We start from the raw sequence: 21,121 nt of genomic DNA on the forward strand, positions 1-21,121 counted from the left end.
GATTGCCGGTCCTTCTAGCCAGCACGCTCTTCAGCGTGACGTGCAACGATACCAGCGGCCTGCTCTTCAAGCGTTTGCTGCGCCCCGCGAGCGAAGCTGGCGGCAAACGAGTGGATGAAGAGCAGCGGGATGGCGGCGATAAGACCCATAACCGTGGTCACGAGGGCCTCGGAGATACCACCCGCCATGATGCGGGGGTCACCGGTGCCGAACAGGGTGATCTGCGTAAAGGTGCGGATCATACCCGTAACCGTACCCAGAAGACCCAGCAGCGGCGCAACGGCGGCAGCCAGCTTCAGGAAGTTCAGGCCGAACTCGAGCTTGGGCGTCTCGCGCAGGATGGCTTCATCCAGCTTGAGCTCGATCGTCTCGATCGGACGGTCCTTCACCTCTTCATAGGCGAGCATGACACGGCCAAGCGGGTTGCCCTTGGACGCCGTGGAACGGCGCTTCTGGCCATTGATCGCCGAGTTGGTCGTGAACAGGCTAAACAGGCGGAACAGACCGAAGGAGGCCGAGAAGATCAGCAGGCCGAGAATGATCTGCGCAACAATACCACCCTGGTTGAAGCGTTCGACCGTGTTGGGAACATCCTTGTAGATGTTCAGCAGCTGGCCGCGCGACGGGTCGATCGGGCCGGAGACAATTTCACCCTCGGACGCACGGGCAAGATTGCTGGCCGCGTCAAGCAGACGGCTTGGCGGCTGGCGCTCAAGCTGCACGAGACGGTAGCCGGCGGCCGGGTTGGTCTCTTCGGTGCGCCACAGCACGTAGCGCGTGCCACCTTGCGTGATGAAGGCGTTGAACACGCCCACACGGGTCACAGGAACAGGCTGACCATCATTCACGCCCGAAACACGGGCATTGAAGGTGACGACATCGCCCTGAAGCTCCATCTCGGAGATCATGGCCTGCCAGATCCGGTCCAGCTCGGCACGGTCAGGCAGGGTGCGGCTTTGCGACAGTTCGCGCAGCGGCTGGTGACGGCCCGGCGCCTGCGCCGACGCGATTGAGGCTTCGATGATCGAGGCGAACTCGCCAGATTTCTGACGGGCTGCACCAAACAGCTCACCGAACGCGCCCTGAGCGGCACGAAGCTCGGCATCGAGCTCGCGGATCTGCTCCTGATTGGCCTCGAAGCGTTCCTGATTGGCCCGCCCGGCAGCCTCAAGCGTGTTCAGCTGGCCACGCGCCTGGGCGACGAGAGCCGCCTGGCGGTCACGGTTGGCACGGAACTCCTGCAGGCGGCGCTGGTTTTCCGCCGCTGCGTCACGGGCATCGGCCCGGACACGGTCAAGAAGTTGTGAAATGGATGTCACCGGCTGGCGATCATCCTGGGCCATCGCGGGGCCGGCAAGAAGGCTGGCGCCAAGCGAGACAGCCGCGGCAATTTTAAAAAGCGTTTTCATCGCCTTGTTTCTCCGTCTCTACAGCGCTAGCGGGTAGCCGGGCCCGGAAGGGGCGCGACAAACACGTCAGGCGTGGTCACTTCCTGCGCGATCCGCAGAGCACGCTGGACGTTGTTGGCGTGGGATCCTGACAGCGAACGCCATTCAGGGTTTGACTGGGTCATGATTTCCATCGAGCCGTTCTGGAAGATGCGCACCAGCGCAACACGGCCGAACTGAAGAACGTTCACCTCGTTGGGAACACCGTCGATGACGACTTCCTCGCCATAGGTGCGCAGGCTGCGCCCGTAGGCCGCCTCGATCTCATAGGCGTTCAGGATCACCCGGTATTTCTCTGCCGGCGGCACCGACGCATCGCCAAGCAGCTGCTCGATATTGTCGAGACGGGCGCGGCGCACATCGCTCTGGAAGGGCAGGTCGTTGGTGACGAACTCTTCGATGGCGACATACATTTCCAGCAGCATCGGCGTCAGATCGCGCTCGATCGAGCCAACACGCTCAAGCTGGAACTGAAGGGCCTCAAGCTCGTTGGCCTGCGACCGCAGGAAGACTTCCTGCTGTTCGACATAAACGCGCTGATCCTCGATCTGCTGGCGCAGAGCCAGATATTCGCGCTCCAGATCGCCGGCGCGGTCCGCGACGTCATTGATCTGTTGCTGAGCCCGGGCGCCCTCCTGGGTGGACTGACGGGCCACCTGAAGCGCTTGATCGAGCTGGGCATGGGCTGCGCCCGCGACCAGCATGGAACCCAATCCGACGGCAAGTGCCGTGCGGAGACGTGATTTCAATTGTGACATGTCTCGCCTCACAGAAGCCGGCCAGCAAACAGGGAATGTTGCTCGTCCGGAATACCCTCTAAAAAAATCCGCCAGATCAAAAAGCTTCAATCTGGCACCCCCGGTACAGTGTCAGCGCAAACATTTGCGCCTAGGCCGCACGGGCCCGCGAATTGTCCGCAGGGAATAACCGTATAATCAATTATCCCCTCAAACGCGGCGTTTCCCGCCGTCTTTTTGAATGAGCAGATGCTTTGCATTCCACTCCATATTGCAGACGCTAGCGTCCAATCGGCCTTCGATCAACCGTGCAAGCGCTGCAAAAGCTGCGCCGCTCGCAGTTAACGTTTCCTAGCGCGAAACGGTTTCGAAATTGCGACAGATTATTTTTGCTGCGCCGCAATGCCGTCCTTGCTTGCCAAGGGGCTGCAGGATGGCTGCAAGCTCAACATACCCGGTGAAAATGGCGTGGCCATGACGGAAAAATGGCTGGGGTGCCAGGATTCGAACCTGGGAATGGCGGTACCAAAAACCGCTGCCTTACCACTTGGCCACACCCCAGCAGAGCACCCGGAGGTGCTTGCGGACGCGCTAGATAGCCCGCACCGGAACGGGATGCAACGCCCTGCTGCAACTGTCTGACACAATCTTCTGCACAAAAGCCGGTTCAGTGCGATTGCCATGCTGGCAGGGACTGGATATACACCCCGCCTCGGTTCGGAGTATAGCTCAGCCTGGTAGAGCACCGTCTTCGGGAGGCGGGGGTCGCAAGTTCGAATCTTGCTACTCCGACCATTTCAATCCCGCCCCCTCATCAGACATTGCAGATAATACATCCACGGCGGCCTCGACCCGGCGGTTACGGCTCTATATCGTCACACTGTGAGGGGCCCTGTATTGCGGCCAGGCCTGCGGACAATCGGGAGGGCGGCGATGCGCCAGTTCTGGATAACTTTTTTCGGGTCGGTTGCCGGCGTGATCGTCGGCGCAGTGCTGACCATGCTGCTGATCGGCTTCATGCTGGCCGCGCTGATTGCCTCTGCCGCACAGCAAGCCAGTGATGGCCGCAGCGCGCGCGCATCAGGCGGCGATCTGGTGCTCCAGCTCGATCTGCGCCGCGACCGGCTCGACCAGCCATCGCGTTCGCCTTTCGCCTTCTCCGAGCCGCTGTCTGTCGTGGAGATCATCACCACGCTTCAGCGCGCCCAGGCCGACGAACGGGTGCGCGGCGTTTTCGTCCGCGCCAATGAATACGGCATGTCCCCGGCCCAGGCCGAGGAGGTGCGCAGCGCCCTGGCCCGCTTCTCCGGCAGTGGCCGCTTCGTGATCGCCCATGCCCAAGGCTTTGAAGGTACGGGCATCACCAATTATTTCGCGGTAAGCGGCGCAGACGAAATCTGGATGCAGGACACCTCGTCATTCTCGGCGGTCGGGCTTGCCGGCGAATCACTCTTCCTCGGCGGCCTGTTTGACCAGTTCGGCATCCAGGCCGAGTTCCTGCAGTTCCACGAGTACAAGAATGCGGCCAACACCTTCACCGAGGACGGCTTCACCGAAGCGCATCTGGAAGCGACCAGCTCCTATCTGAACGCCATTCTGGATTCGGCCCTTACAGCCGCGGCTCAGGATCGCGGCATGGACGCCGCCAGCTTCCGTCAGCGCATCATATCCGGTCCGCACAGCGCCGAAGCGGCCCTGCAGGCCGGTCTGATCGATCAGCTCGGTCACCCGTCAACGGCACGTGAAGCAGCGCTGGATCGCGCTGGCGGGAATGCGTCGATACAGGATATCGAGACCTATGCGCGCAACCAGGCGGCCACGCCAGCGGCCACACGCGGCCCCGTCATCGCACTCGTGAGCGGACAGGGCAATATCGTGACAGGTTCCGGCGAAACAGGATTTGGCGGCGGCAGCGCGATAGGCGGCGACGCCATGGCCGACGCCATTGATGCGGCCGCAGATGCGGACGATGTGCGCGCGATCATCGTGCGCGTCGACAGCGGAGGCGGCTCGGCGATTGCTTCCGACCAGATATGGAACGCCGTGGTGCGCGCACGCCAGGCCGGCAAGCCGGTTATCGTCTCCATGGCCTCGCTTGCGGCATCGGGCGGATATTATCTGGCGGCGCCTGCCGACGTCATCATCGCCAACGCCACTACGCTGACAGGCTCTATCGGTGTGGTTTTCGGCAAGCTTGTTGTCGACGAGGCGCTGGACCGGGTCGGCATCAATATCGAACCGGTGTCGGCCGGCGGCGAGTTCGCGACCGCCTATTCGGCCCAGACCCCGTTCAGCGATAGCCAGCTGGCCGCTATCGAGGCAATGGCCTCCGGCATTTATGATGACTTCACCGGCCGGGTTGCCGAAGGGCGTGACCTGCCGATCACCCGGGTGCGCGAGATTGCGCGTGGACGGGTCTGGACAGGCGCCCAGGCGCTGGAGCTGGGCCTGGTTGACCGCATTGGCGGGCTGCACGAGGCACTGGAAGCCGCACGCGAGCTGGCCGGCATTGATGCCAACGAGACGGTGCGTCTGCGCAGCTATCCGCGCCAGCCGACACCGTTTGAAGCCCTGCAGCAGCTTTTCGGCCTGTCGGCCGAGGGCGCGCAATCGGTCTCGCGCCTGCAGGCCCTGATGGAGCTGCCAGAAGTGCGCGCGGCGCTGGAGGCGCGTGAACGGGCCGGGGTACGCGGCGTGCAGATGCGCTCTGACGAGACCCTGCCGCGCTAGCAGCCCTTCAGCCAAACCGGAGAAGAGGCCCGCCGGAAGGCTTCCGGCGGGCTTTTTCCTGATGGGCTGCGCCTCAGTTGGACAGCGACATGGCCCCGAAGATGACTGCCATCAGCAGGCCCGTCATCAGGAAGAAGAAGTAGAGCGCATCCAGGGTCAGGGTGCGCACCACCGAGCCAAACCGGCCCCTGCCATAGACCACCCGGTTGATCCGGTAGAGATAGGCGTTGGCATAGATCAGGAGACCCAGCGTCGCCCAGCCCCAGCCGATCACCATCGATGCCAGCACGGTCACGGTCATGGCCAGGAACAGCGCGGCATGGAAATGCAGCGACACGATCAGGTGGTCGAAATAGAGAAAGCGCCGCCGCCACAGATACACCAGGGCCAGCAGAGCTGCATAAACCGGCAGCAGGACGAACATGATGCGCGGCACCCACCGGCGGGTCTCGGCCCAGAGGGCGGATGCATTGTCCCGAACGAACCCAAGTCCCGTCGCGTCCACATCGCCGGTCCGGCCCGCCTCGCGCAAGGCTTCTAGCGCCTCAGGCGGCATGGCCGCTTCCGGCGACGCGCTGGGGCTGCGCTCCGGCGCGTCCTGCGGCGTCGCTTGCGGCGCGCCTCCGCGTAATATGCTCTCTGCCAGTCCGAGCCCTTCAACGGCCTCCCGGTATTCCTCCTCGCTCATCTCGCCGCTGTCACGGGCCTGCTCAAGCTGTTCACGGGCGGTATCAATGCCGCCCATGGACGGATCAAAACCGATCCCCTGCCCCAGCGTCAGTGGCAGCAGGACGAAGAAAATCAGGGAAGCGAAGACATAGAGGCGGAAGGGTGGAATGAACCGGGCGCGGCGGCCATCAAGATAGTCGCGCGACACACGCCCCGGATACACCATCAGCGCCGGCAGGGTTTGCGCCAGCCGCCCGTCCATGACGAACAGGGTCTCGACGCTTTCCTTTACCAGCGTCCAGAAGGGGCGCCGCAGGCTGCGGGCGCTCTGCCCGCAGCTGTGGCAGAACTCGCCGACCAGCTCGGCGCCGCAATTGCGGCAGATACCGTCGCTGCCGCCATCATCTCCGCGGCCGGCAGCGAGCCCGCCCAGCGCATCGGCCTGAGCGTGCTCGATTACCGTATCTGCTGCCTCCCCCAGGTTTTCGTTCAACGTGGTCAGCCTTCAGCTTGCCCGTCTGCCAGGTCAGAGAAGCACATCCAGCGCGTGCGGTGAATGTGGACGATATTGTCCTCCCATCCGGTCACGCGCGGATTCACCAGCGATTTGTTCACGTAATAAACAATCGGGATGTAGGGCATCTCGTTGAGCATGATCTGCTCTGCCTCGACCAGCAGGCGGCCGCGCTCCTCTGCGTCAACCGTGCGGTTGGCCTGCGCCACCAGCGTGTCGTACTCCTCATTCGACCAGCGGGTGTAGTTCATCGGCACGGACTCGGTCTCGGCGAGGAACAGGAAATTGTAGGCGTCGTTATAATCGCCGATCCAGCCGCCATCGCCCAGCTCGTAATCGCTGGAGCGCAGGTTGGAGTAGTGAATCTGCGTCTCGACCACCTGGATATCGACCTGCACCCAGTCAGCAATCAGCTGCCAGTCCTGCTGCACGACCGGCGCGATACGCGGGTTATCGCCTGTCGCGCGGAAGGTGTAGGTGAAGCGCAGCGGGTTGTCCGGCCCGTAGCCCGCTTCCTCCAGAAGCTCGCGCGCCAGACGGCGGCGCTCCTCAACCGGCGCATCGAACCAGCCGATCCGCGCTGTTCCGGGGTAATTGTCAACGCCCGGCGGAATGAAGGAGTGCGCCGGAATCTGGCCCGCACGCAGAATGTTCTCGGCGATGAACTCACGATCAATAGCCATGCCCAGCGCATTGCGCACGCGCGGATCGGAGAACTTCTCAAGGGTCGTGTTGAACGAGAAATACACAACGCCGAGATAGGGGTGAACGCGCACATAGTCGGGCACCTGCTGGCGCAGGAAGGGCAGGCTCTGGCCGGCAAAATCGGTAATCAGATCCAGCTCGCCATTGCGCACGCGGCGCTCTGCCGCCGCATTGTCGACCGTGGGATAGTAATACACCTCGTCAATGCAGACATTCTCGTTGTCCCAGAAGCGTTCATTGCGGGTGAGGTGAATGTAGTTGTTCGCGCGCCAGGCCGCGAGCCGGTAGGCGCCATTGGTCTGGATATTCTGTGGCTGCACCCATGCATCGCCATAGCGCTCGACGACATGGCGGGGCACCGGGAAGGTCGTGTAGTGCGTCAGCAGCCCTCGCAGATAGGGTGCAGGAAACTCCAGCTCGATAATCAATGTCCGGTCATCTACCGCACGCACGCCGACCTCGGACGGATCCAGTTCGCCGATATTGACCTCGCGTGCATTGCGGATCGGGTAAAGGAGCGACGCATACTGAGCCAGCGTAGCCGGATCGAGAATGCGCTGGAAGGCAAACTCGAAATCGTGCGCAGTGACCGGCTCGCCGTCACTCCACACCGCTTCGCGCAAGGTAAAGGTCCAACTCAGACCGTCCTCGGCAATCTCATAGCTTTCGGTCATCCCGAAAATGGGTTCGCCCGCAGCATCCTCGGTGAACAGGCCGATGAACATGTCACCAATAATGTTGTTCTCCCAGGCGCCGGACGACTTATGGGGATCGAGCGACAACGGCTCAGCCATATTGCCCCGATGGAGCACGACCGAGTCGCCATCCACATCGCTACGGCCACACGCACTAAGCGCAAGAGCGGCGGCACCGGCCAGCGCCAACGCGCCTGCCTGTCTGAAAATCCCCATGAATTATCTCCCTTGTTGCTGATAGCGCGGCGCGTTTCCCCTCGCAGCCACACGAACATCCGGCTTACCGGTTGAACCAGATCATATCCCTTGCTGATTGGCGAGACTATGGCAACCGCAATCGGTTCGCGGCCTGCCGGCAGCAGAACACCCTGATCCAGAGCGCCAATATCCAGCCTTACATGTTACCGTTGCATTGACAGGCGCGGGTGCAAGGCACTCATATCGCGGTTCGCTCTGTCTGGAGGAAACCCGCCATGTTCGACACCCGTGTGCGCAGCCTGCCACGCCTTGCCCTTGCTGCCAGCGCGCTGGCGCTTGCAGGAGCTGGCGCATCCGCACAGGAGCAGCAAAGCTCTGCGCTCGTAGACGAGCTTCTGGCCTGCCGCGCCATAGCCTCCGACACTGACCGTCTGGCTTGCATGGATCGCACGTCAGCAGCGCTGGACACTGCAATGAGCGCCGGAGAGCTGACCGTTCTTGAGCGCGCCCGCGCGGCAGCGGCCGAACGCAGCACGTTCGGAACCGCCGTGGCCGGTGCCGGCCGCATGTTCGGCTCATTATTTGCCGGCAGCAGCGCCTTGCCCGCAGAACAGGCATATGACGATGGCGCGGTTGCGGTTCGCACCGAGTCCGGTGACATCCAGGCGCTGCTTGGCGTTCCGGTACGCGCGATCCGCACCGATCCCCTAGGCAAGCTTGTCGTGACACTCGCTGACGGACAGGTCTGGCGTCAGACCGATGCGCGCCGGATTCCGGTTCCGCGCAACACCGAAGGGCTGACCGTCGAGATTGAGCGCGGCGCCATGAGTTCGCACTTCATGCGGCTCAGCACGCACCCGGTACGGTTCCGGGCCGCGCGCGACTAGCGATCCCCCGGATCAATAGCGTCGCCCCGGATTCCTGTGAGAGTCGCGCGAGCGCTAGCGATCCTTCGGATCGATAGCGTCGCCCCATCTTTTGTGTGGAGTCGCGCGAGCGCTAGCGATCCTTCGGATCGATAGCGTCGCGCAGGCCATCCCCGATAAAGTTGAAGCAGAACAGCGTCAGCATCATCGTCAGTGCGGGCACGATCAGCGTCCACGGTGCGACCTCCATGTCACGCGCCCCGTTGGAGATGAGATTACCCAGCGAGGTCAGCGGCTCCTGCACGCCCAGCCCCAGGAAGCTCAGAAAGCTTTCGGCCAGGATCACCGCCGGAATGGTCAGCGTCACATAGACGACCACCGGACCCAGCACGTTGGGTACGATATGGCGGCGGATGATGGAGAACTGGCTGACGCCGGCCGCCCTGGCCGCCTCAACGAACTCCATGCTCTTCAGGGTTATTGTCTGGCCGCGTACGATGCGCGCCATGGTCAGCCATTCCACCGCCCCGATAGCCACGAAGATCAGGATGATATTCCGCCCGAACACCACCATCAGGATGATAACGAAGAAGATGAAGGGCAGCGAGTAGAGCACGTCGACAATGCGCATCATCAGCTGGTCCACGCGCCCGCCGATAAAGCCGGCCGTCGCGCCCCACAGGACGCCAATCACCAGCGATACAGCTGTCGCCACCACGCCGACCATGAGAGACATGCGAAGGCCGACAAGCGTGCGCGCCAGCAGGTCGCGCCCCTGCGCGTCGGTGCCAAACAGGTGAAAGTTTTCCCAGCCCGGCGGGATCTGCACGCGGTCACGATAGATGAAGCTGGAATCGTGAACCCACAAAAGCGGGCCGATGAACGCCAGAAATGTGAGAATCCCCAGCAGCACAAGGCTCGCCACGGCCGCCTTGTTGCGCAATAGCCGCGCGCGCGCATCATCCCACAGGGACCGGCCGCGCACGGCGGCGCGTTCCATCATCTCGGTCTTTTCTGACGGTGTCGCGGTGAAACTCATCAGTCGTACTTCACTTTCGGGTTAAGCGCCGCGTAGAGCAGATCCGCGATCAGGTTCAGCACGATAATCAGGCTGGCATAGAGAATGACCACACCCATCACGACCGTGTAGTCGCGCTGCAGGGCGGCCTGAACGAACTGACGGCCAATGCCGGGCAGCTGGAAGACCTGCTCGATGACGATCGAGCCGGTCAGCAGCGCCGCGGCGGCCGGGCCAAGATAGCTGACCAGCGGCAGGACGGCGCTGCGCAGCGCATGGCGCACGACCACGCTGGCAGCAGGCAGGCCCTTGGCCCTGGCGGTGCGGACATAGTTGGAACGCAGAACCTCGATCATGGAGGCACGCATCAGGCGCGAGATGATGGCGATCTGCGGCAGGGCGAGCGTCACCACTGGCAGGATCAGCCGCTCCACCGTCATGCCGTGCCGGGGGTCGAGGCCCCCGGTTGGCAGCAATCCCCAGTGCAGGCCGATCAGGAGGGCCAGTATCGGCCCCATCACAAAGGGCGGGATAACTATCCCGATCGTCGATATGCCCACTACGGTATAATCGGCCGCGCTGTTCTGCCTCAGCGCGGCTATGGAGCCCATTATCGTGCCCACGAACACGGCAAGCGATATGGATAGCGCGCCGATGACGGCCGAGACCGGAAAGCCTTCGGCAATGATGTCGGCGACCGACTTGTCCCGGAATTTCAGGGACGGGCCGAGGTCAAACCGGGCGATCCCGGCCATATAGTCGACATACTGCTTCCAGACAGGCTGATCCATGCCATAGGCCGCCAGCACGTTCTGGCGGATTTCCTCAGGCATAGGACGCTCAAGGTCGAACGGCCCGCCGGGCGCGGCGCGCATCATAAAAAACGCAACGGTAATGATCACCAGAATCGTCGGGATGGCGACGAGCAGGCGCCGGGCGAGGTAACTGAGCATGAAGCCTTGCGCTGTGACTAATCGGAGCCGCGAAGTCTTGGCCGGTTAGCGTCTGCCGATCAAGGCGTGCCCGCAGTCATATCTGCGGCCGGCTGCAGGGCCGCCCGGTCCAGCGAAATGCGGGCGCCATTGTCCGCGCTGGCGGCTCCGCCATCGCCGGAGGACGCCATATTGTTCCCCAGCTTCATCGCCGCCACCGCCAGCATTGCCATCAAAACAACACGAATGCGCGCCGACATACCCAGCCAGAGCTTCTTTCCCGGACCCATCACCTGTACCAGCCTGTTCCAGTCTGCCAATCGGTTTTACAGAGCAGCAAAAACCGCGCCGCAGCCTCTACTGTGCAAAGCACACCATTTGCGTTGCCAAGCCCCGCCGACGCGCTAGAGTGCGCCTGAACCTGTCCAGGAGCCCTGCCTGATGGCCTCTTCTGCCTGGTGGAATGATTTCCGCTACGCCAAAGGCACGATGCACGTGAAGAAAACCGGCGCAGCGGTTCGCGTCGAACCGGCCACAGTGCGCGATTTTCTCAACTGGTGCGTGTTCCACATCTGGGTGGAGTGTGCCCGCCATACCGTGAGCTGCAATGGCCCGCGCATCTGGTTCACGCCCGACCGGGTGCGGCCCTGGTATCTGATCTGGCCGGTGATGGCACTAAGCCATGCGCGGTTCGCACAAAGTGCGGATGAAGCCGATATCATCTTTGTCTTCGACGATTCCACCTGGGTGACAGAGCGGTCATTCCCCGCCCCTATGCCCACCATCAATGCAGGCTGCGCCGATATCTCGAAAACGCATGTGGCACGGGTGTTCGAGCAGGTTACAGGCCGCGCCCTGCTCTGTGATCCGGCCAACCCGCCCGGCGCCTATGTGGAGAAATCCGAACAGAACGCCGCGCATAGTGGCCGGATACTGCGCGAGCCGCAGACCCCGCGTGAAGGCCACACCTATCAGCGCCTCATCAACAATGTGGACGATGACGGCAATGTGCTGGACCTGCGCTGCTCGATCATTGGCGGCGACGTCGTACAGGTCTATCTCAAGCGCCGCCCGGTGGAGCGCCGCTTTGCCAATTTCAACACGCGCGCAACGCTGGCCGATCCGGCCACTGTCTTCACCGCTGCCGAACGGGCGATGATTTCCCGTTTCTGCGCGGCCATGGCTCTTGACTGGGGCGGCATTGACGTCTTGCGTGACCGCGATACGGGCGAATTGTGGATCGTTGACGTGAACAAGACCGATATGGGACCGACCGTCGCGCTCGGCCTGAAGGACAAGATTACCGCCGTGCGCAAGCTCGCTGCACAATTTGATATCTATCTGGACGCGCACCTTCGCCGCGGGCAATCGGCGATAGCCGCATGACCCGGCCGCCGGTAGCGCCTGCGCCCATTCCGTTTGTACGGGATATGCAGTTCGAGCCGGGACGGGCCGATCAGGTCTCCCCTGCCATCCGGCGCGTGGTGGCGGGCAATTCCGGGGCCTTCACCTATACCGGCACCGGCACCTATCTGGTCGGGCACGGCAAGGTGGCCGTTATTGATCCCGGCCCTGCCGAAGACGCGCATTTCGATGCTCTCAACCGCGCCCTTGAAGGCGAGACGGTCAGTCATGTCATCGTGACCCACCACCATCTCGACCATTCGGCGCTGGCGCGCCGGTTTGCCGATCATCGCGGCGCGAAAGTCTATGGCCGGCCGGCGGCGGGCGGGCGGCCGATGGATCCGGATGCGCCGGTTATGGAAGAAGGCGCTGATTTCAGCTTCGTGCCCGATCACACGCTGGATGATGGCGATGCCATTGCGGGGCCGGGCTGGACGCTGGACGTGCTGCATACACCCGGCCATACCGCCAATCATATCTGCCTGGCGCTGATGGAAGAAAACGCCCTTTTGTGCGGGGATCACATTATGGGCTGGGCAACCTCGGTCGTGCTGCCGCCCGACGGTGATATGGGCGATTATCTGCAGCAGCTCGAACGCGTGCGCCAGCGCGGCTTTGCGACGCTCTGGCCGAGCCATGGCCCGCCGGTGACAGACCCCGAACCCTTCATCGTAGCCTATATCGCCCACCGCCATTACCGCGAGGCACAGATACTCCACGCGCTGGAAGCTGGCCCGTCCACGATCACCGCCCTGCTTCCGGCCATGTATGCCGGGCTGGATGAACGGCTCTATCCGGCTGCAGCCATGTCGGTCTGGTCGCACATGGTGGATCTGCACCAGCGCGGGCGCGTGACGACAGGGGGCGAACCGGCGCTGGACAGCACTTACGCGCTGGTGCGCTAGTCCTCGTCCAGACGGTCACGCAAGCGCGCCGAGAAGGTACGCAGGCGCGCCGCATTGGCACCCAGATCAGACACCCCCACGCGCGATACCGAACGGGCATCGACCACGGCCCCGCCATCGGTGAGGGCCGTGATGCGTACCACGATGTCATCGCGGAAGCCGTACCAGAATGTCGTCGCAGTCGCCTCGAACATCAGTTCGCGCTCGGACTCGGTAGAGACCGTCCATCCCAGTTCGCGCGCCACCCGCAAGGCGGCCTGATAGGCTTCAAGCGGCTCAGCTGTTACCGCAATCGGCGCAATGTCCGGATAAGCCTCAGCCTGCACCTCGGGCAGAGGGCGGCCCGAACGCGGATCGGTCTTGGATTCATAATCCACCGAATTGGCATCCGCCCCGCGCCGCGTGATGAGCGAGGCGGTAAATTGCGGCGGACTGGCCGTGTCGGTTGAAATGTCGTGAATGGGCGGAATGTCGGCAGCGCGCGCGGCCACGGACGCCGCGTACCACAGCCCCGCCGCCCCGACGGCAATCGCCGCCACTGACGCGACCCAGGCACCAACGCCCGCGCGCCGTTCCTTGACCAGGATCGCCGTGGCGATCAGCAGGACGAGCGCCAGAGCGCCCAGCCCCACAGCGGCAAACAACAGGTTGGGCCCGATCTCGCGTGTCATGGTGCCAAGACCGAAACGCCAGTCCCAAAGGCCGATGCGTGATCCCAGCCCCGCCGCCGCAAACCACAGCGGCGCGATGATCGCAGCCAGCGCGGCCAGCCAGACGGCGAACGTCCTGATTGTCAGCAAAATGCCCATGATACCCCCGCCCCTGTTTGAACCCTATGGATAGAGCCTAGTCTGGGTGAACGGAGAGTCCAAATCGGCCCGTTCGAACACCAGACGGTCATGCAGGCGGAAGGGACGGTCGCGCCAGAACTCGATCCGCAAGGGTTTCACGCGGTATCCGCTCCAGAAATCAGGGCGCGGAATCGCGCCAAGCCCGAACTTGGCGGCGAATTTGGCAACCTTCTTTTCCAGCGCATGACGGCTTTCCAGCGGGCGCGACTGGGCCGAGGCCCAGGCCCCGATACGGCTGTCGCGCGCACGGCTGGCAAAATAGGCGTCGGCCTCTTCGGCGCTCACCGCCTCCACCAGCCCCCTCACCCGCACCTGCCGGCGCAGCGACTTCCAGTGAAAGCACAGCGCCGCCTTGCTGTTGGCTGCGAGCTGGTTGCCCTTGGCGCTTTCCAGATTGGTGTAGAAGACAAAGCCGCGCGGATCGGCGTCTTTGAGAAGCACCATGCGCACATCGGGAAGCCCGCTTTCGTCTACGGTCGCCAGCGCCATCGCGTTGGGATCATTGGGTTCTTTTTCCCGCGCCAGGGTGAGCCATTCGGCAAACAGCACGAAGGGATCATTGCCATGGGTCAGCGGCGCATCGCCCGTCCCGCCCTCGCGCTTGTAATCGGCCTCGCTGGGGCTGGGCGGAATGAAATCGCGTGACGCCATCGGCGGCTCCTTAAAGAAAAAGCAGGCATACACCCAGAAATGCCGCGGTGCGCCAGTTCGTCAACCTTTCGCCAACCTGCGGGCGGCTAGATTGCCGTAATGAGCAGTGCAAGCGAAGCCATAAATGCCGCATACCGCGTGTTGGGCCTGGAACCCGGCAGCAACTACGCGGCGGTGAAATCCGCCTTCCGGGCGAAGGTGAAGGCGGTCCATCCCGATCATGTGGAACCGACCGCCGATACGCTGTCACGCCTGCAAATCCTGCTGAAGGCGCACGAAATTCTGAAAATGTGCGCCCCGCGCCAGGTCGATATTGTGATGACGCCGGAAGAAGCGCGCGTAGGCGGGCTGCGTACGGTCGATCTTGATGGCCGCAGCGCGATGATGCGCGTCCTGCCTTTCAGCAAGACAGGCGCGATTGTCGTGCCCATCGGCGAGCCGGCCTGGCAGGTGCGCATTCTGGTGCGTGACCCGATGGCAGACTGCACGGCCGACGAAGGCCCTGCCGAACGCGCCGCGCGCGAGGAAAAGGCCAGAAAGCTCGCTGAAGCCGAGGCCCGGGCGAAGGCGAACGAGAATGCGGGCCTGCTGACCGCGTTTTACGAACGCTTCGTCAAAGCCTCTCCGGCTGTGCGCTTTGCCCGCTGGGTGCGCAAGAACGCAGCGTAGGCCGCACCACGGATGACGCGGGCGCGAACGCGCTCTAGGATACCGCCAAATCCCTGACCCTGCGGCGGCTTGTCATATGTCTCACAACAGTTTCGGCCATCTTTTCCGCTTCACCACATGGGGTGAAAGCCACGGGCCTGCCCTTGGCTGCGTGGTGGATGGCTGCCCGCCGGGCATCGCCCTGACCGAGGCGGACATCCAGCCCTTCATGGACAGGCGCAAGCCCGGCCAGTCGCGCCACGTCACCCAGCGCCGCGAGGATGATGCCGTGCGCATCCTGTCGGGCGTGTTTGAGGACGAGCGCACGGGCGGGCCGGTGACAACCGGCGCACCAGTCAGCCTGATGATTGAAAACACCGACCAGCGCTCCAAGGACTACAGCGATATCCGCGATAGCTGGCGGCCCGGTCATGCCGACTATGCCTATGACGCTAAGTATGGCGTGCGCGATTATCGCGGCGGCGGGCGCTCCAGCGCGCGGGAAACCGCCGCGCGCGTCGCCGCCGGGGCGATTGCCCGCAAGGTGCTGGGAGACGCCATCACGATACGCGGCGCGCTGGTCCAGATCGGTCCGCGCGCCATTGACCGCTCCCGCTGGGACTGGGACGAGGTTCACCGCAATGATTTCTTCTGCCCGGACGCCGAGACCGCAAAGCTGTGGGAGGCGGACATGGACGCCATCCGCAAGGATGGCTCCTCGCTCGGCGCACTGGTGGAGATCGTCGCTTCCGGTGTACCCGCCGGCTGGGGCGCGCCGGTCTATGGCAAGCTGGATGCCGATCTTGCCAGCGCGATGATGAGCATCAATGCCGCCAAATCGGTGGAGATCGGGGCGGGCCTCGAAGCGGCCAGCCTTCGCGGCGAAGACGCCGCCGACGAGATGTATCTCGATGACAACGGTCAGCCCGCCTTTCGCGCCAACCACAACGGAGGCGTGCTGGGCGGCATCTCCACGGGCCAGGACATCGTTGTGCGCTTTGCCATCAAGCCCACCTCCTCCATCCGCATTCCCCGCCAGAGCCTCACCCGCGATCTGGAGCCGGTGGAAGTCGTCACCAAGGGCCGCCACGATCCGTGTGTCGGCATTCGCGCCGTGCCTGTGGGCGAGGCGATGGTGGCGCTGGTGCTGGCCGATCACATGCTGCGCCACCGCGCGCAGACCAGCCGGTGAAGCCGGTGCAGTCCCCCACCCTGGCCGTCGGCGGCGTGGTCTGGCGCGGCGGCGATGTCCTGCTGATCCGGCGCGGCAGACAGCCGTTCAAGGGCCACTGGTCGATCCCCGGCGGCAAGGTGGATTTCGGCGAAACGCTGGAAAGCGCCCTGACGCGCGAAATCCGCGAGGAAACAGGGATAGAGGCCAGCCTGAAAGGCCTTGTCGGCGCGTTTGAATCCATCACTGCCCATGGGCATTACGTGATGATCGACTATGCCTGCCAATGGCTCGCTGGCGAGCCGCAAGCCGCCGATGATGCACTGGACGCCGCCTTCTTCTCCTTTGCCGAGGCAATGGAGAAGGTGGGCTGGGACGAGACGCGCAATGTCATCTCGCTCTCAAAATCGCTAATCACGCCTTGAACATGCCGCTTTTACAGACGAATAGACGCCCCATGATCGCGCGCCTCGCCCTCCTCGCCCTGCTTGTTCCGGCCCTGACGGCCTTCGCGCCCAAGCCCGGCACGCTGGCCAGACAGGCCCCGGCCCATGGCGCGGCGCAGTCAGAATCCACCTATCCGCTGGAGCAGCTGGCCGGCGTTCTGGGCGAGCTGCACGCGCTCGCCTTCCTGTGTCAGGGCTCAGGGGCGCAGCAATGGCGCCGGCGCATGGAAAACCTGCTGGCGCTGGAAGCGCCCGAGGGCAATCCGCGCCGCCAGCGCATGATTACCCGCTTCAATGAAGGCTTCCGCCAGCACCAGCAGCGGCGCACGCGCTGCGGCGCGGAAAGCGAGATGGAGGCCCAGCGCCTCGCGCTGCAGGGTCAGGCGCTGTCGGAGACGCTGCGGCGCAATTACGCGGATTGATCTTGCAAATCTGTACAGAAATCTGTACAAATTTCGCATGGATACGATCCTCACCTTCAGCCAAGCGCGCGCCAGCCTGAAAGCGCTGATGGAGCGCGTCACCGGCAACAAGGCTCCGGCCATCATCACCCGTCAGGGCGGTGAGCCGGTGGTCATGGTGCCGCTGTCTGAATGGGAAGCCATTCAGGAGACGAATTATCTGCTCAAAAGCCCGGCCAATGCCGCGCGCCTTGCCGCCTCCATCGCCGCTGCGGACAAGGGCGAAGCCGTGCGCCACAGCGCCGACGAGCTTGCCGCGCTGCTGGACCGGTGAATGTAGAGCTGACGCCTCAGGCCCTTGAGGATATTGGCTGGCTGGCCGCCCAGCAGCCCAAACTTCTCAAACGCTGCCTGAAACTCATCGAGGATATACGCCGCGCGCCATTTGATGGCCTTGGCAAGCCTGAACCGCTAAAGGGTTCGCTGTCGGGCTGGTGGTCGCGCCGCATTGATGGCGAACACCGCCTCGTCTACCGCGTCACCGGAGCGGGCGAGGACGCCCGCATCCAGATCGTGCAGTGCCGGTATCATTATTGAGTGCCATGCCCACTGGTCACGTTCTCGGCAGATCGGCATAGTAAAAATCCGCGCCTCTTGCACGTCACCTCTCAAGACAGCGTCGAGCCAAGTAACGCACTTTCTTATTGAAAAATATCGGTAAAATTAAAAATGACAGTAGTCGCTGTTCATAAAAACCCTCAAGGCATACATTTAATATCGGACTCTCGACTTACAATCGGCAGCTCAAAAATTGACGTAGGCGTAAAGGTATGCGCGATAGATTATCGAATATTTGGAGCGAGAAACCCTGACGGCACTCAGCCTGAGCTTGCCACTGGCCGCTTCGGATTTTGCTTTGCTGGAAGTTCACTCACGGCTTATGCAGTCAAAGAGTCCATAGCTGAGATTGTTTACAATATTCAAACCACGATAGATAAACGCCTGCTTTCTTTTAGACATTTGTCCGAGATCGTTTTCGACGCGTACGTGGCATTATCAACGGAAATTGCCAGTTATTTAAGCAAGAATAGCTTCGCCACAATAGTTATTTGTGGCAAACTCCCCGCTGACAACGAGCCTAGGGCATTCTGGCTAAAGCTTCGCGACGATGGAAGTGTAGATTCCAGTGAAGTTGATTTTCAACAAAGCAATTCCACGATCTTTGGCTCCGGTGAAAAATTTATCGATAAGGACAAACGTGAAGGATTGGGGGCCTTGGCACACGAAATAAATCGCATATGTAATGATGGATCAGTTGACGATGTGGGGCCTCCAATTCAATTTGGTCGCTGCGACTCCCAAGGCAATTTCAAGTGTTTTGGACAGATTATAATTGATGATAACGGAGTGCAGCACGCAAGGGCGGGGATAGATCTCAATAATCTGAACAGCATCAGATCGGGAACATTCAATCCTCTTTTTGAATATATAGAGCTATCGGATTAACAGCCCTCACAACGGAATATTGTCGTGCTTTTTCCAAGGATTGGAAAGCTTCTTATCCCGGAGCGTACGAAGGGCTTTAATCAAACGCACGCGCGTATTGCGCGGCTGGATCACGTCATCGAGATAGCCGCGTGAGGCGGCGACGAACGGGTTGGCAAAGCGGGTCTCGTAGTCCTTCACGTGTTCGGCCATTTTTTCCGCGTCATCCATATCCTTGCGGAAGATGATCTCGGCGGCGCCCTTGGGCCCCATCACGGCGATCTCCGCCGTCGGCCAGGCATAGTTCACATCGCCGCGAAGGTGTTTCGACGCCATCACGTCATACGCGCCGCCATAGGCCTTGCGGGTGATGACGGTGAGTTTGGGCACGGTGGCTTCGGCGTAGGCGAAGAGCAGTTTCGCGCCGTGCTTGATCAGCCCGCCATATTCCTGGCGCGTGCCCGGCAGGAAGCCTGGCACATCGACAAAGGTGATGATCGGTATTTCAAACGCATCGCAGAAACGCACAAAGCGCGCGGCCTTCTTCGAGGCATCGATATCGAGCACGCCAGCGAGCGAAAGCGGCTGGTTGGCGACAAAGCCCACCGTCTGGCCTTCGAGACGGCCAAAGCCGACCACGATATTTTTCGCATAGTCCGGCGCGATCTCGAAGAAATCGCCCTCGTCTGCTGTCTTCACGATCAGCTCGCGGATATCATAGGGCTTGTTGGGATTGGGCGGTACCAGCGTATCAAGGCTCGGCTCCACACGGGCAGGATCGTCATACACCTCGCGCACTGGCGGCTTGTTGCGGTTATTGAGGGGGAGAAAATCGATCAGGCGGCGCATCTGCGCCAGCGCTTCGATATCGTTGGAGAAGGCCCCGTCGGCCACCCCGGACTTCTTCGCGTGGACGCTCGCCCCGCCGAGCTCCTCATGGGTGACAATCTCGTTGGTGACGGTTTTGACCACGTCCGGCCCCGTCACATACATATAGCTGGTATCCTTCACCATGAAGATGAAGTCGGTCATGGCGGGCGAATAGACATCCCCGCCCGCGCACGGGCCCATGATGACGCTGATCTGCGGGATCACGCCGCTGGCGAGCACATTGTTCTGGAAGATTTCCGCATAGCCGCCCAGCGCATCAACCCCTTCCTGGATGCGGGCGCCGCCCGCATCAAACAGGCCAATGATCGGCGCGCCGTTTTTCAGCGCGGTTTCCTGCAGGCGGGTAATCTTGCGCGCATGGGCCAGCGACAGCGAGCCGCCAAACACGGTGAAATCCTTGGCGAACACGTAGACAAGGCGGCCATTCACGGTGCCAGAGCCCGTCACCACGCCATCGCCGGGAATTTTCGATTCGCCCATGCCAAAATCGGTGCACTGGTGCTCGACAAACATGCCGGTCTCTTCAAACGAGCCGGGGTCGAGCAGGACTTCCAGGCGCTCGCGCGCGGTCAGCTTGCCTTTTTCATGCTGGGCGGCGATCCGCTTTTTACCACCACCGAGGCGCGCCGCTGCGCGCTTGTCATCAAGCTGTTCGAGAATGGGTTTCATCGGTTTGGCCGTCCGCCCTGAACTGGAGTGATTACATCTGGCGTGCTGGTTAGCACGCAGAGGCCAAAGGGCAAATCCCGGCCAGCTCCGGCCAAGGCGCAAACGCCCCGCGACAAGCGGGCCAAACCCTTGCTAGAACGCTGCCCATGACAAACGAAGACACCTCCCGCCCTGCCGACACGTTTGAGGAAATGGACGAGGCCGCAGCCTCCGGCGCGGTAACGGCTACCGATCCCGGCGCGGCCCATGGCAAATTCCGTCCCGGCATCGCCTCGCGCGTCGGCATGGCTATCGGGCGCGCTTTGCCGCCCGGCCGTCCGGGCCTGAAGCTCGCCGGGCTTGCCCAGCCGCTCGCCATGAGCGCGCTGAAAGACGGCGTGGCCGATATCAAGGTGCTGGGCATGAAGCTGCGCCTGCACCCTAATGACAATCTGTCGGAGAAACGCGCCTTCCTGACCCCGCAATGCTTTGACGTGGTGGAGCTGGACGCGCTGCGCGCCGCCATGGGGCCGGGCAAGACCTTTATCGATATCGGGGCCAATGCCGGGCTGTACAGCCTTGTCGCCGCAAAGGCCGGTGGCCGGGCGGCGCGGGTGATTGCGGTAGAGCCACAAGGCGAGATGCGCCGCCGCCTCGCCTATAATGCGCGCACCAACAATCTGGAGAATATCGAGATTTCCGGCGTGGCGCTGGCCGATTATGAGGGCGAGAGCGTGATGCGCCTGATCGGGCATAATCGCGGCGGCACGCAGCTCGCCGTCACCGATGATGGCGCCAGCGGACGCACCACGGCCGTGCGCGTGGCAAAGCTCTCCACCCTGCTGGAGGAAATGCGCGTCAGCCGGCTGGACGTGATGAAGATCGATGTCGAGGGCGGGGAGCTGGCCATTCTGGCCCCATACTTTGCCAGCGCGCCGCGCGAGATGTGGCCGGAGACGATCATCATGGAGCGCCCGGCCATCAACAAGGTCGAGGCGGCGCGCGATGCGCTCTCGCTTGCCTGCTCACGCGGCTACCGGGTGGAGACCGAGACCCATGCCAACGCCATTTTGAAACTCGCCCGCACCGAGGGCTGACGGGAAGGCGC

22 protein-coding genes and 2 tRNA genes are annotated in these 21,121 nt (G+C 62.5%); 13 read left to right on the plus strand and 11 right to left on the minus strand.

Annotated elements, in window-relative coordinates:
- Window positions 1-14 precede the first annotated feature (14 nt).
- The 3 genes from AB6B38_RS07160 to AB6B38_RS07170 all read right to left on the minus strand — a co-directional run bounded on the left by AB6B38_RS07160 (window position 15) and on the right by AB6B38_RS07170 (window position 2,746).
- Complete coding sequence (locus AB6B38_RS07160; RefSeq protein WP_371392163.1) at window positions 15-1,409, minus strand: MotA/TolQ/ExbB proton channel family protein; 1,395 nt, start codon at window positions 1,407-1,409, stop codon at window positions 15-17.
- Between the two features lie 26 nt (window positions 1,410-1,435).
- Window positions 1,436-2,206, minus strand: coding sequence for a DUF3450 domain-containing protein (locus tag AB6B38_RS07165; RefSeq protein WP_371392165.1), 771 nt, complete (start codon window positions 2,204-2,206; stop codon window positions 1,436-1,438).
- 465 nt (window positions 2,207-2,671) lie between these two features.
- A tRNA-Gln gene (locus tag AB6B38_RS07170) sits at window positions 2,672-2,746 on the minus strand.
- 157 nt (window positions 2,747-2,903) lie between these two features.
- On the opposite strand from AB6B38_RS07170, the gene AB6B38_RS07175 reads away from it, so the two are divergent.
- Window positions 2,904-2,980, plus strand: a tRNA-Pro gene (locus AB6B38_RS07175).
- Between the two features lie 138 nt (window positions 2,981-3,118).
- Window positions 3,119-4,915: a signal peptide peptidase SppA gene (gene sppA / locus AB6B38_RS07180; protein WP_371392167.1), complete on the plus strand. Its 1,797-nt coding sequence runs from the start codon at window positions 3,119-3,121 to the stop codon at window positions 4,913-4,915.
- Between the two features lie 73 nt (window positions 4,916-4,988).
- Here the strand turns inward: sppA and AB6B38_RS07185 are convergent, their stop codons facing one another.
- Window positions 4,989-6,077: a DUF3667 domain-containing protein gene (locus AB6B38_RS07185; protein ID WP_371392168.1), complete on the minus strand. Its 1,089-nt coding sequence runs from the start codon at window positions 6,075-6,077 to the stop codon at window positions 4,989-4,991.
- A gap of 5 nt (window positions 6,078-6,082) precedes the next feature.
- Window positions 6,083-7,714, minus strand: a complete 1,632-nt coding sequence (locus AB6B38_RS07190; RefSeq protein ID WP_371392169.1) for a peptide ABC transporter substrate-binding protein — start codon at window positions 7,712-7,714, stop codon at window positions 6,083-6,085.
- A gap of 257 nt (window positions 7,715-7,971) precedes the next feature.
- Between AB6B38_RS07190 and AB6B38_RS07195 the strand changes: the two genes are divergently transcribed.
- Entirely contained in the window at window positions 7,972-8,583 is a 612-nt protein-coding gene (locus AB6B38_RS07195) for a hypothetical protein (protein ID WP_371392170.1), read from the plus strand.
- A 112-nt stretch (window positions 8,584-8,695) separates the two neighbouring features.
- On the opposite strand, the gene AB6B38_RS07200 is transcribed toward AB6B38_RS07195, so the two are convergent.
- The 3 genes from AB6B38_RS07200 to AB6B38_RS07210 are packed head-to-tail and all read right to left on the minus strand — an operon-like array spanning window position 8,696 to window position 10,772.
- Window positions 8,696-9,601, minus strand: a complete 906-nt coding sequence (locus AB6B38_RS07200; protein ID WP_371392171.1) for an ABC transporter permease — start codon at window positions 9,599-9,601, stop codon at window positions 8,696-8,698.
- Window positions 9,601-10,533 carry an ABC transporter permease gene (locus AB6B38_RS07205; protein WP_371392172.1) on the minus strand — a complete coding sequence of 311 codons (933 nt, stop codon included), beginning with the start codon at window positions 10,531-10,533 and terminating at the stop codon, window positions 9,601-9,603. Before AB6B38_RS07205 ends, AB6B38_RS07200 begins: the two co-directional genes overlap by 1 nt.
- A gap of 59 nt (window positions 10,534-10,592) precedes the next feature.
- Window positions 10,593-10,772 (minus strand): hypothetical protein, encoded by a 180-nt coding sequence (locus AB6B38_RS07210; RefSeq protein ID WP_371392173.1) that lies wholly within the window; start codon window positions 10,770-10,772, stop codon window positions 10,593-10,595.
- A 181-nt stretch (window positions 10,773-10,953) separates the two neighbouring features.
- Between AB6B38_RS07210 and AB6B38_RS07215 the strand changes: the two genes are divergently transcribed.
- Window positions 10,954-11,898: a hypothetical protein gene (locus tag AB6B38_RS07215; RefSeq protein WP_371392174.1), complete on the plus strand. Its 945-nt coding sequence runs from the start codon at window positions 10,954-10,956 to the stop codon at window positions 11,896-11,898.
- Window positions 11,895-12,821 (plus strand): MBL fold metallo-hydrolase, encoded by a 927-nt coding sequence (locus tag AB6B38_RS07220; protein WP_371392175.1) that lies wholly within the window; start codon window positions 11,895-11,897, stop codon window positions 12,819-12,821. The genes AB6B38_RS07215 and AB6B38_RS07220 overlap by 4 nt, the downstream gene beginning before the upstream one ends.
- Here AB6B38_RS07220 and AB6B38_RS07225 read toward each other — a convergent pair.
- Window positions 12,818-13,630 (minus strand): DUF1499 domain-containing protein, encoded by an 813-nt coding sequence (locus tag AB6B38_RS07225; protein ID WP_371392176.1) that lies wholly within the window; start codon window positions 13,628-13,630, stop codon window positions 12,818-12,820. The genes AB6B38_RS07220 and AB6B38_RS07225 overlap by 4 nt on opposite strands.
- Before the next feature lie 24 nt (window positions 13,631-13,654).
- Window positions 13,655-14,323, minus strand: coding sequence for a pyridoxamine 5'-phosphate oxidase (gene pdxH / locus AB6B38_RS07230; RefSeq protein ID WP_371392177.1), 669 nt, complete (start codon window positions 14,321-14,323; stop codon window positions 13,655-13,657).
- Between the two features lie 99 nt (window positions 14,324-14,422).
- Here pdxH and AB6B38_RS07235 point away from each other — a divergent pair, with 99 nt between their 5' ends.
- The 7 genes from AB6B38_RS07235 to AB6B38_RS07265 all read left to right on the plus strand — a co-directional run bounded on the left by AB6B38_RS07235 (window position 14,423) and on the right by AB6B38_RS07265 (window position 18,495).
- A complete protein-coding gene (locus AB6B38_RS07235; RefSeq protein WP_371392178.1) occupies window positions 14,423-14,992 on the plus strand; it encodes a J domain-containing protein in 570 nt (189 codons plus the stop codon).
- 76 nt (window positions 14,993-15,068) lie between these two features.
- The gene (gene aroC / locus AB6B38_RS07240) at window positions 15,069-16,163 is read left to right on the plus strand and encodes a chorismate synthase (RefSeq protein ID WP_371392179.1); all 1,095 of its coding nucleotides are present in this window, start codon (window positions 15,069-15,071) and stop codon (window positions 16,161-16,163) included.
- A 5-nt stretch (window positions 16,164-16,168) separates the two neighbouring features.
- Window positions 16,169-16,567, plus strand: a complete 399-nt coding sequence (locus AB6B38_RS07245; protein ID WP_371392180.1) for an NUDIX hydrolase — start codon at window positions 16,169-16,171, stop codon at window positions 16,565-16,567.
- A 32-nt stretch (window positions 16,568-16,599) separates the two neighbouring features.
- The gene (locus tag AB6B38_RS07250) at window positions 16,600-17,010 is read left to right on the plus strand and encodes a TIGR02301 family protein (protein WP_371392181.1); all 411 of its coding nucleotides are present in this window, start codon (window positions 16,600-16,602) and stop codon (window positions 17,008-17,010) included.
- Window positions 17,011-17,047: 37 nt separating this feature from the next.
- Complete coding sequence (locus AB6B38_RS07255) at window positions 17,048-17,323, plus strand: type II toxin-antitoxin system prevent-host-death family antitoxin (protein ID WP_127569476.1); 276 nt, start codon at window positions 17,048-17,050, stop codon at window positions 17,321-17,323.
- Window positions 17,320-17,586: a Txe/YoeB family addiction module toxin gene (locus AB6B38_RS07260; protein ID WP_371392182.1), complete on the plus strand. Its 267-nt coding sequence runs from the start codon at window positions 17,320-17,322 to the stop codon at window positions 17,584-17,586. The genes AB6B38_RS07255 and AB6B38_RS07260 overlap by 4 nt, the downstream gene beginning before the upstream one ends.
- Before the next feature lie 132 nt (window positions 17,587-17,718).
- Window positions 17,719-18,495 carry a hypothetical protein gene (locus AB6B38_RS07265; RefSeq protein ID WP_371392183.1) on the plus strand — a complete coding sequence of 259 codons (777 nt, stop codon included), beginning with the start codon at window positions 17,719-17,721 and terminating at the stop codon, window positions 18,493-18,495.
- A gap of 6 nt (window positions 18,496-18,501) precedes the next feature.
- Here AB6B38_RS07265 and AB6B38_RS07270 read toward each other — a convergent pair whose 3' ends face one another.
- Complete coding sequence (locus tag AB6B38_RS07270; protein ID WP_371392184.1) at window positions 18,502-20,034, minus strand: acyl-CoA carboxylase subunit beta; 1,533 nt, start codon at window positions 20,032-20,034, stop codon at window positions 18,502-18,504.
- Between the two features lie 146 nt (window positions 20,035-20,180).
- Between AB6B38_RS07270 and AB6B38_RS07275 the strand changes: the two genes are divergently transcribed.
- Complete coding sequence (locus AB6B38_RS07275) at window positions 20,181-21,110, plus strand: FkbM family methyltransferase (RefSeq protein ID WP_371392185.1); 930 nt, start codon at window positions 20,181-20,183, stop codon at window positions 21,108-21,110.
- Window positions 21,111-21,121: the final 11 nt, after the last annotated feature.

Source organism: Glycocaulis abyssi (assembly GCF_041429775.1).
Taxonomy (GTDB): Bacteria; Pseudomonadota; Alphaproteobacteria; order Caulobacterales; family Maricaulaceae; genus Glycocaulis; species Glycocaulis abyssi.

What these genes read in the sequence shown, in the direction of transcription:
- AB6B38_RS07205 (WP_371392172.1), bottom strand. Translation starts at nt 10,533, where the DNA reads ATGCTCAGTTACCTCGCCCGGCGCCTGCTCGTCGCCATCCCGACGATT.
- AB6B38_RS07275 (WP_371392185.1), top strand. Translation starts at nt 20,181, where the DNA reads ATGACAAACGAAGACACCTCCCGCCCTGCCGACACGTTTGAGGAAATG.
- aroC (WP_371392179.1), top strand. Translation starts at nt 15,069, where the DNA reads ATGTCTCACAACAGTTTCGGCCATCTTTTCCGCTTCACCACATGGGGT.
- AB6B38_RS07255 (WP_127569476.1), top strand. Translation starts at nt 17,048, where the DNA reads ATGGATACGATCCTCACCTTCAGCCAAGCGCGCGCCAGCCTGAAAGCG.
- AB6B38_RS07160 (WP_371392163.1), bottom strand. Translation starts at nt 1,409, where the DNA reads ATGAAAACGCTTTTTAAAATTGCCGCGGCTGTCTCGCTTGGCGCCAGC.
- AB6B38_RS07270 (WP_371392184.1), bottom strand. Translation starts at nt 20,034, where the DNA reads ATGAAACCCATTCTCGAACAGCTTGATGACAAGCGCGCAGCGGCGCGC.
- AB6B38_RS07235 (WP_371392178.1), top strand. Translation starts at nt 14,423, where the DNA reads ATGAGCAGTGCAAGCGAAGCCATAAATGCCGCATACCGCGTGTTGGGC.
- AB6B38_RS07210 (WP_371392173.1), bottom strand. Translation starts at nt 10,772, where the DNA reads ATGTCGGCGCGCATTCGTGTTGTTTTGATGGCAATGCTGGCGGTGGCG.
- AB6B38_RS07265 (WP_371392183.1), top strand. Translation starts at nt 17,719, where the DNA reads ATGACAGTAGTCGCTGTTCATAAAAACCCTCAAGGCATACATTTAATA.
- AB6B38_RS07250 (WP_371392181.1), top strand. Translation starts at nt 16,600, where the DNA reads ATGATCGCGCGCCTCGCCCTCCTCGCCCTGCTTGTTCCGGCCCTGACG.
- pdxH (WP_371392177.1), bottom strand. Translation starts at nt 14,323, where the DNA reads ATGGCGTCACGCGATTTCATTCCGCCCAGCCCCAGCGAGGCCGATTAC.
- AB6B38_RS07215 (WP_371392174.1), top strand. Translation starts at nt 10,954, where the DNA reads ATGGCCTCTTCTGCCTGGTGGAATGATTTCCGCTACGCCAAAGGCACG.
- AB6B38_RS07165 (WP_371392165.1), bottom strand. Translation starts at nt 2,206, where the DNA reads ATGTCACAATTGAAATCACGTCTCCGCACGGCACTTGCCGTCGGATTG.
- AB6B38_RS07190 (WP_371392169.1), bottom strand. Translation starts at nt 7,714, where the DNA reads ATGGGGATTTTCAGACAGGCAGGCGCGTTGGCGCTGGCCGGTGCCGCC.
- AB6B38_RS07200 (WP_371392171.1), bottom strand. Translation starts at nt 9,601, where the DNA reads ATGAGTTTCACCGCGACACCGTCAGAAAAGACCGAGATGATGGAACGC.
- AB6B38_RS07195 (WP_371392170.1), top strand. Translation starts at nt 7,972, where the DNA reads ATGTTCGACACCCGTGTGCGCAGCCTGCCACGCCTTGCCCTTGCTGCC.
- sppA (WP_371392167.1), top strand. Translation starts at nt 3,119, where the DNA reads ATGCGCCAGTTCTGGATAACTTTTTTCGGGTCGGTTGCCGGCGTGATC.
- AB6B38_RS07220 (WP_371392175.1), top strand. Translation starts at nt 11,895, where the DNA reads ATGACCCGGCCGCCGGTAGCGCCTGCGCCCATTCCGTTTGTACGGGAT.
- AB6B38_RS07225 (WP_371392176.1), bottom strand. Translation starts at nt 13,630, where the DNA reads ATGGGCATTTTGCTGACAATCAGGACGTTCGCCGTCTGGCTGGCCGCG.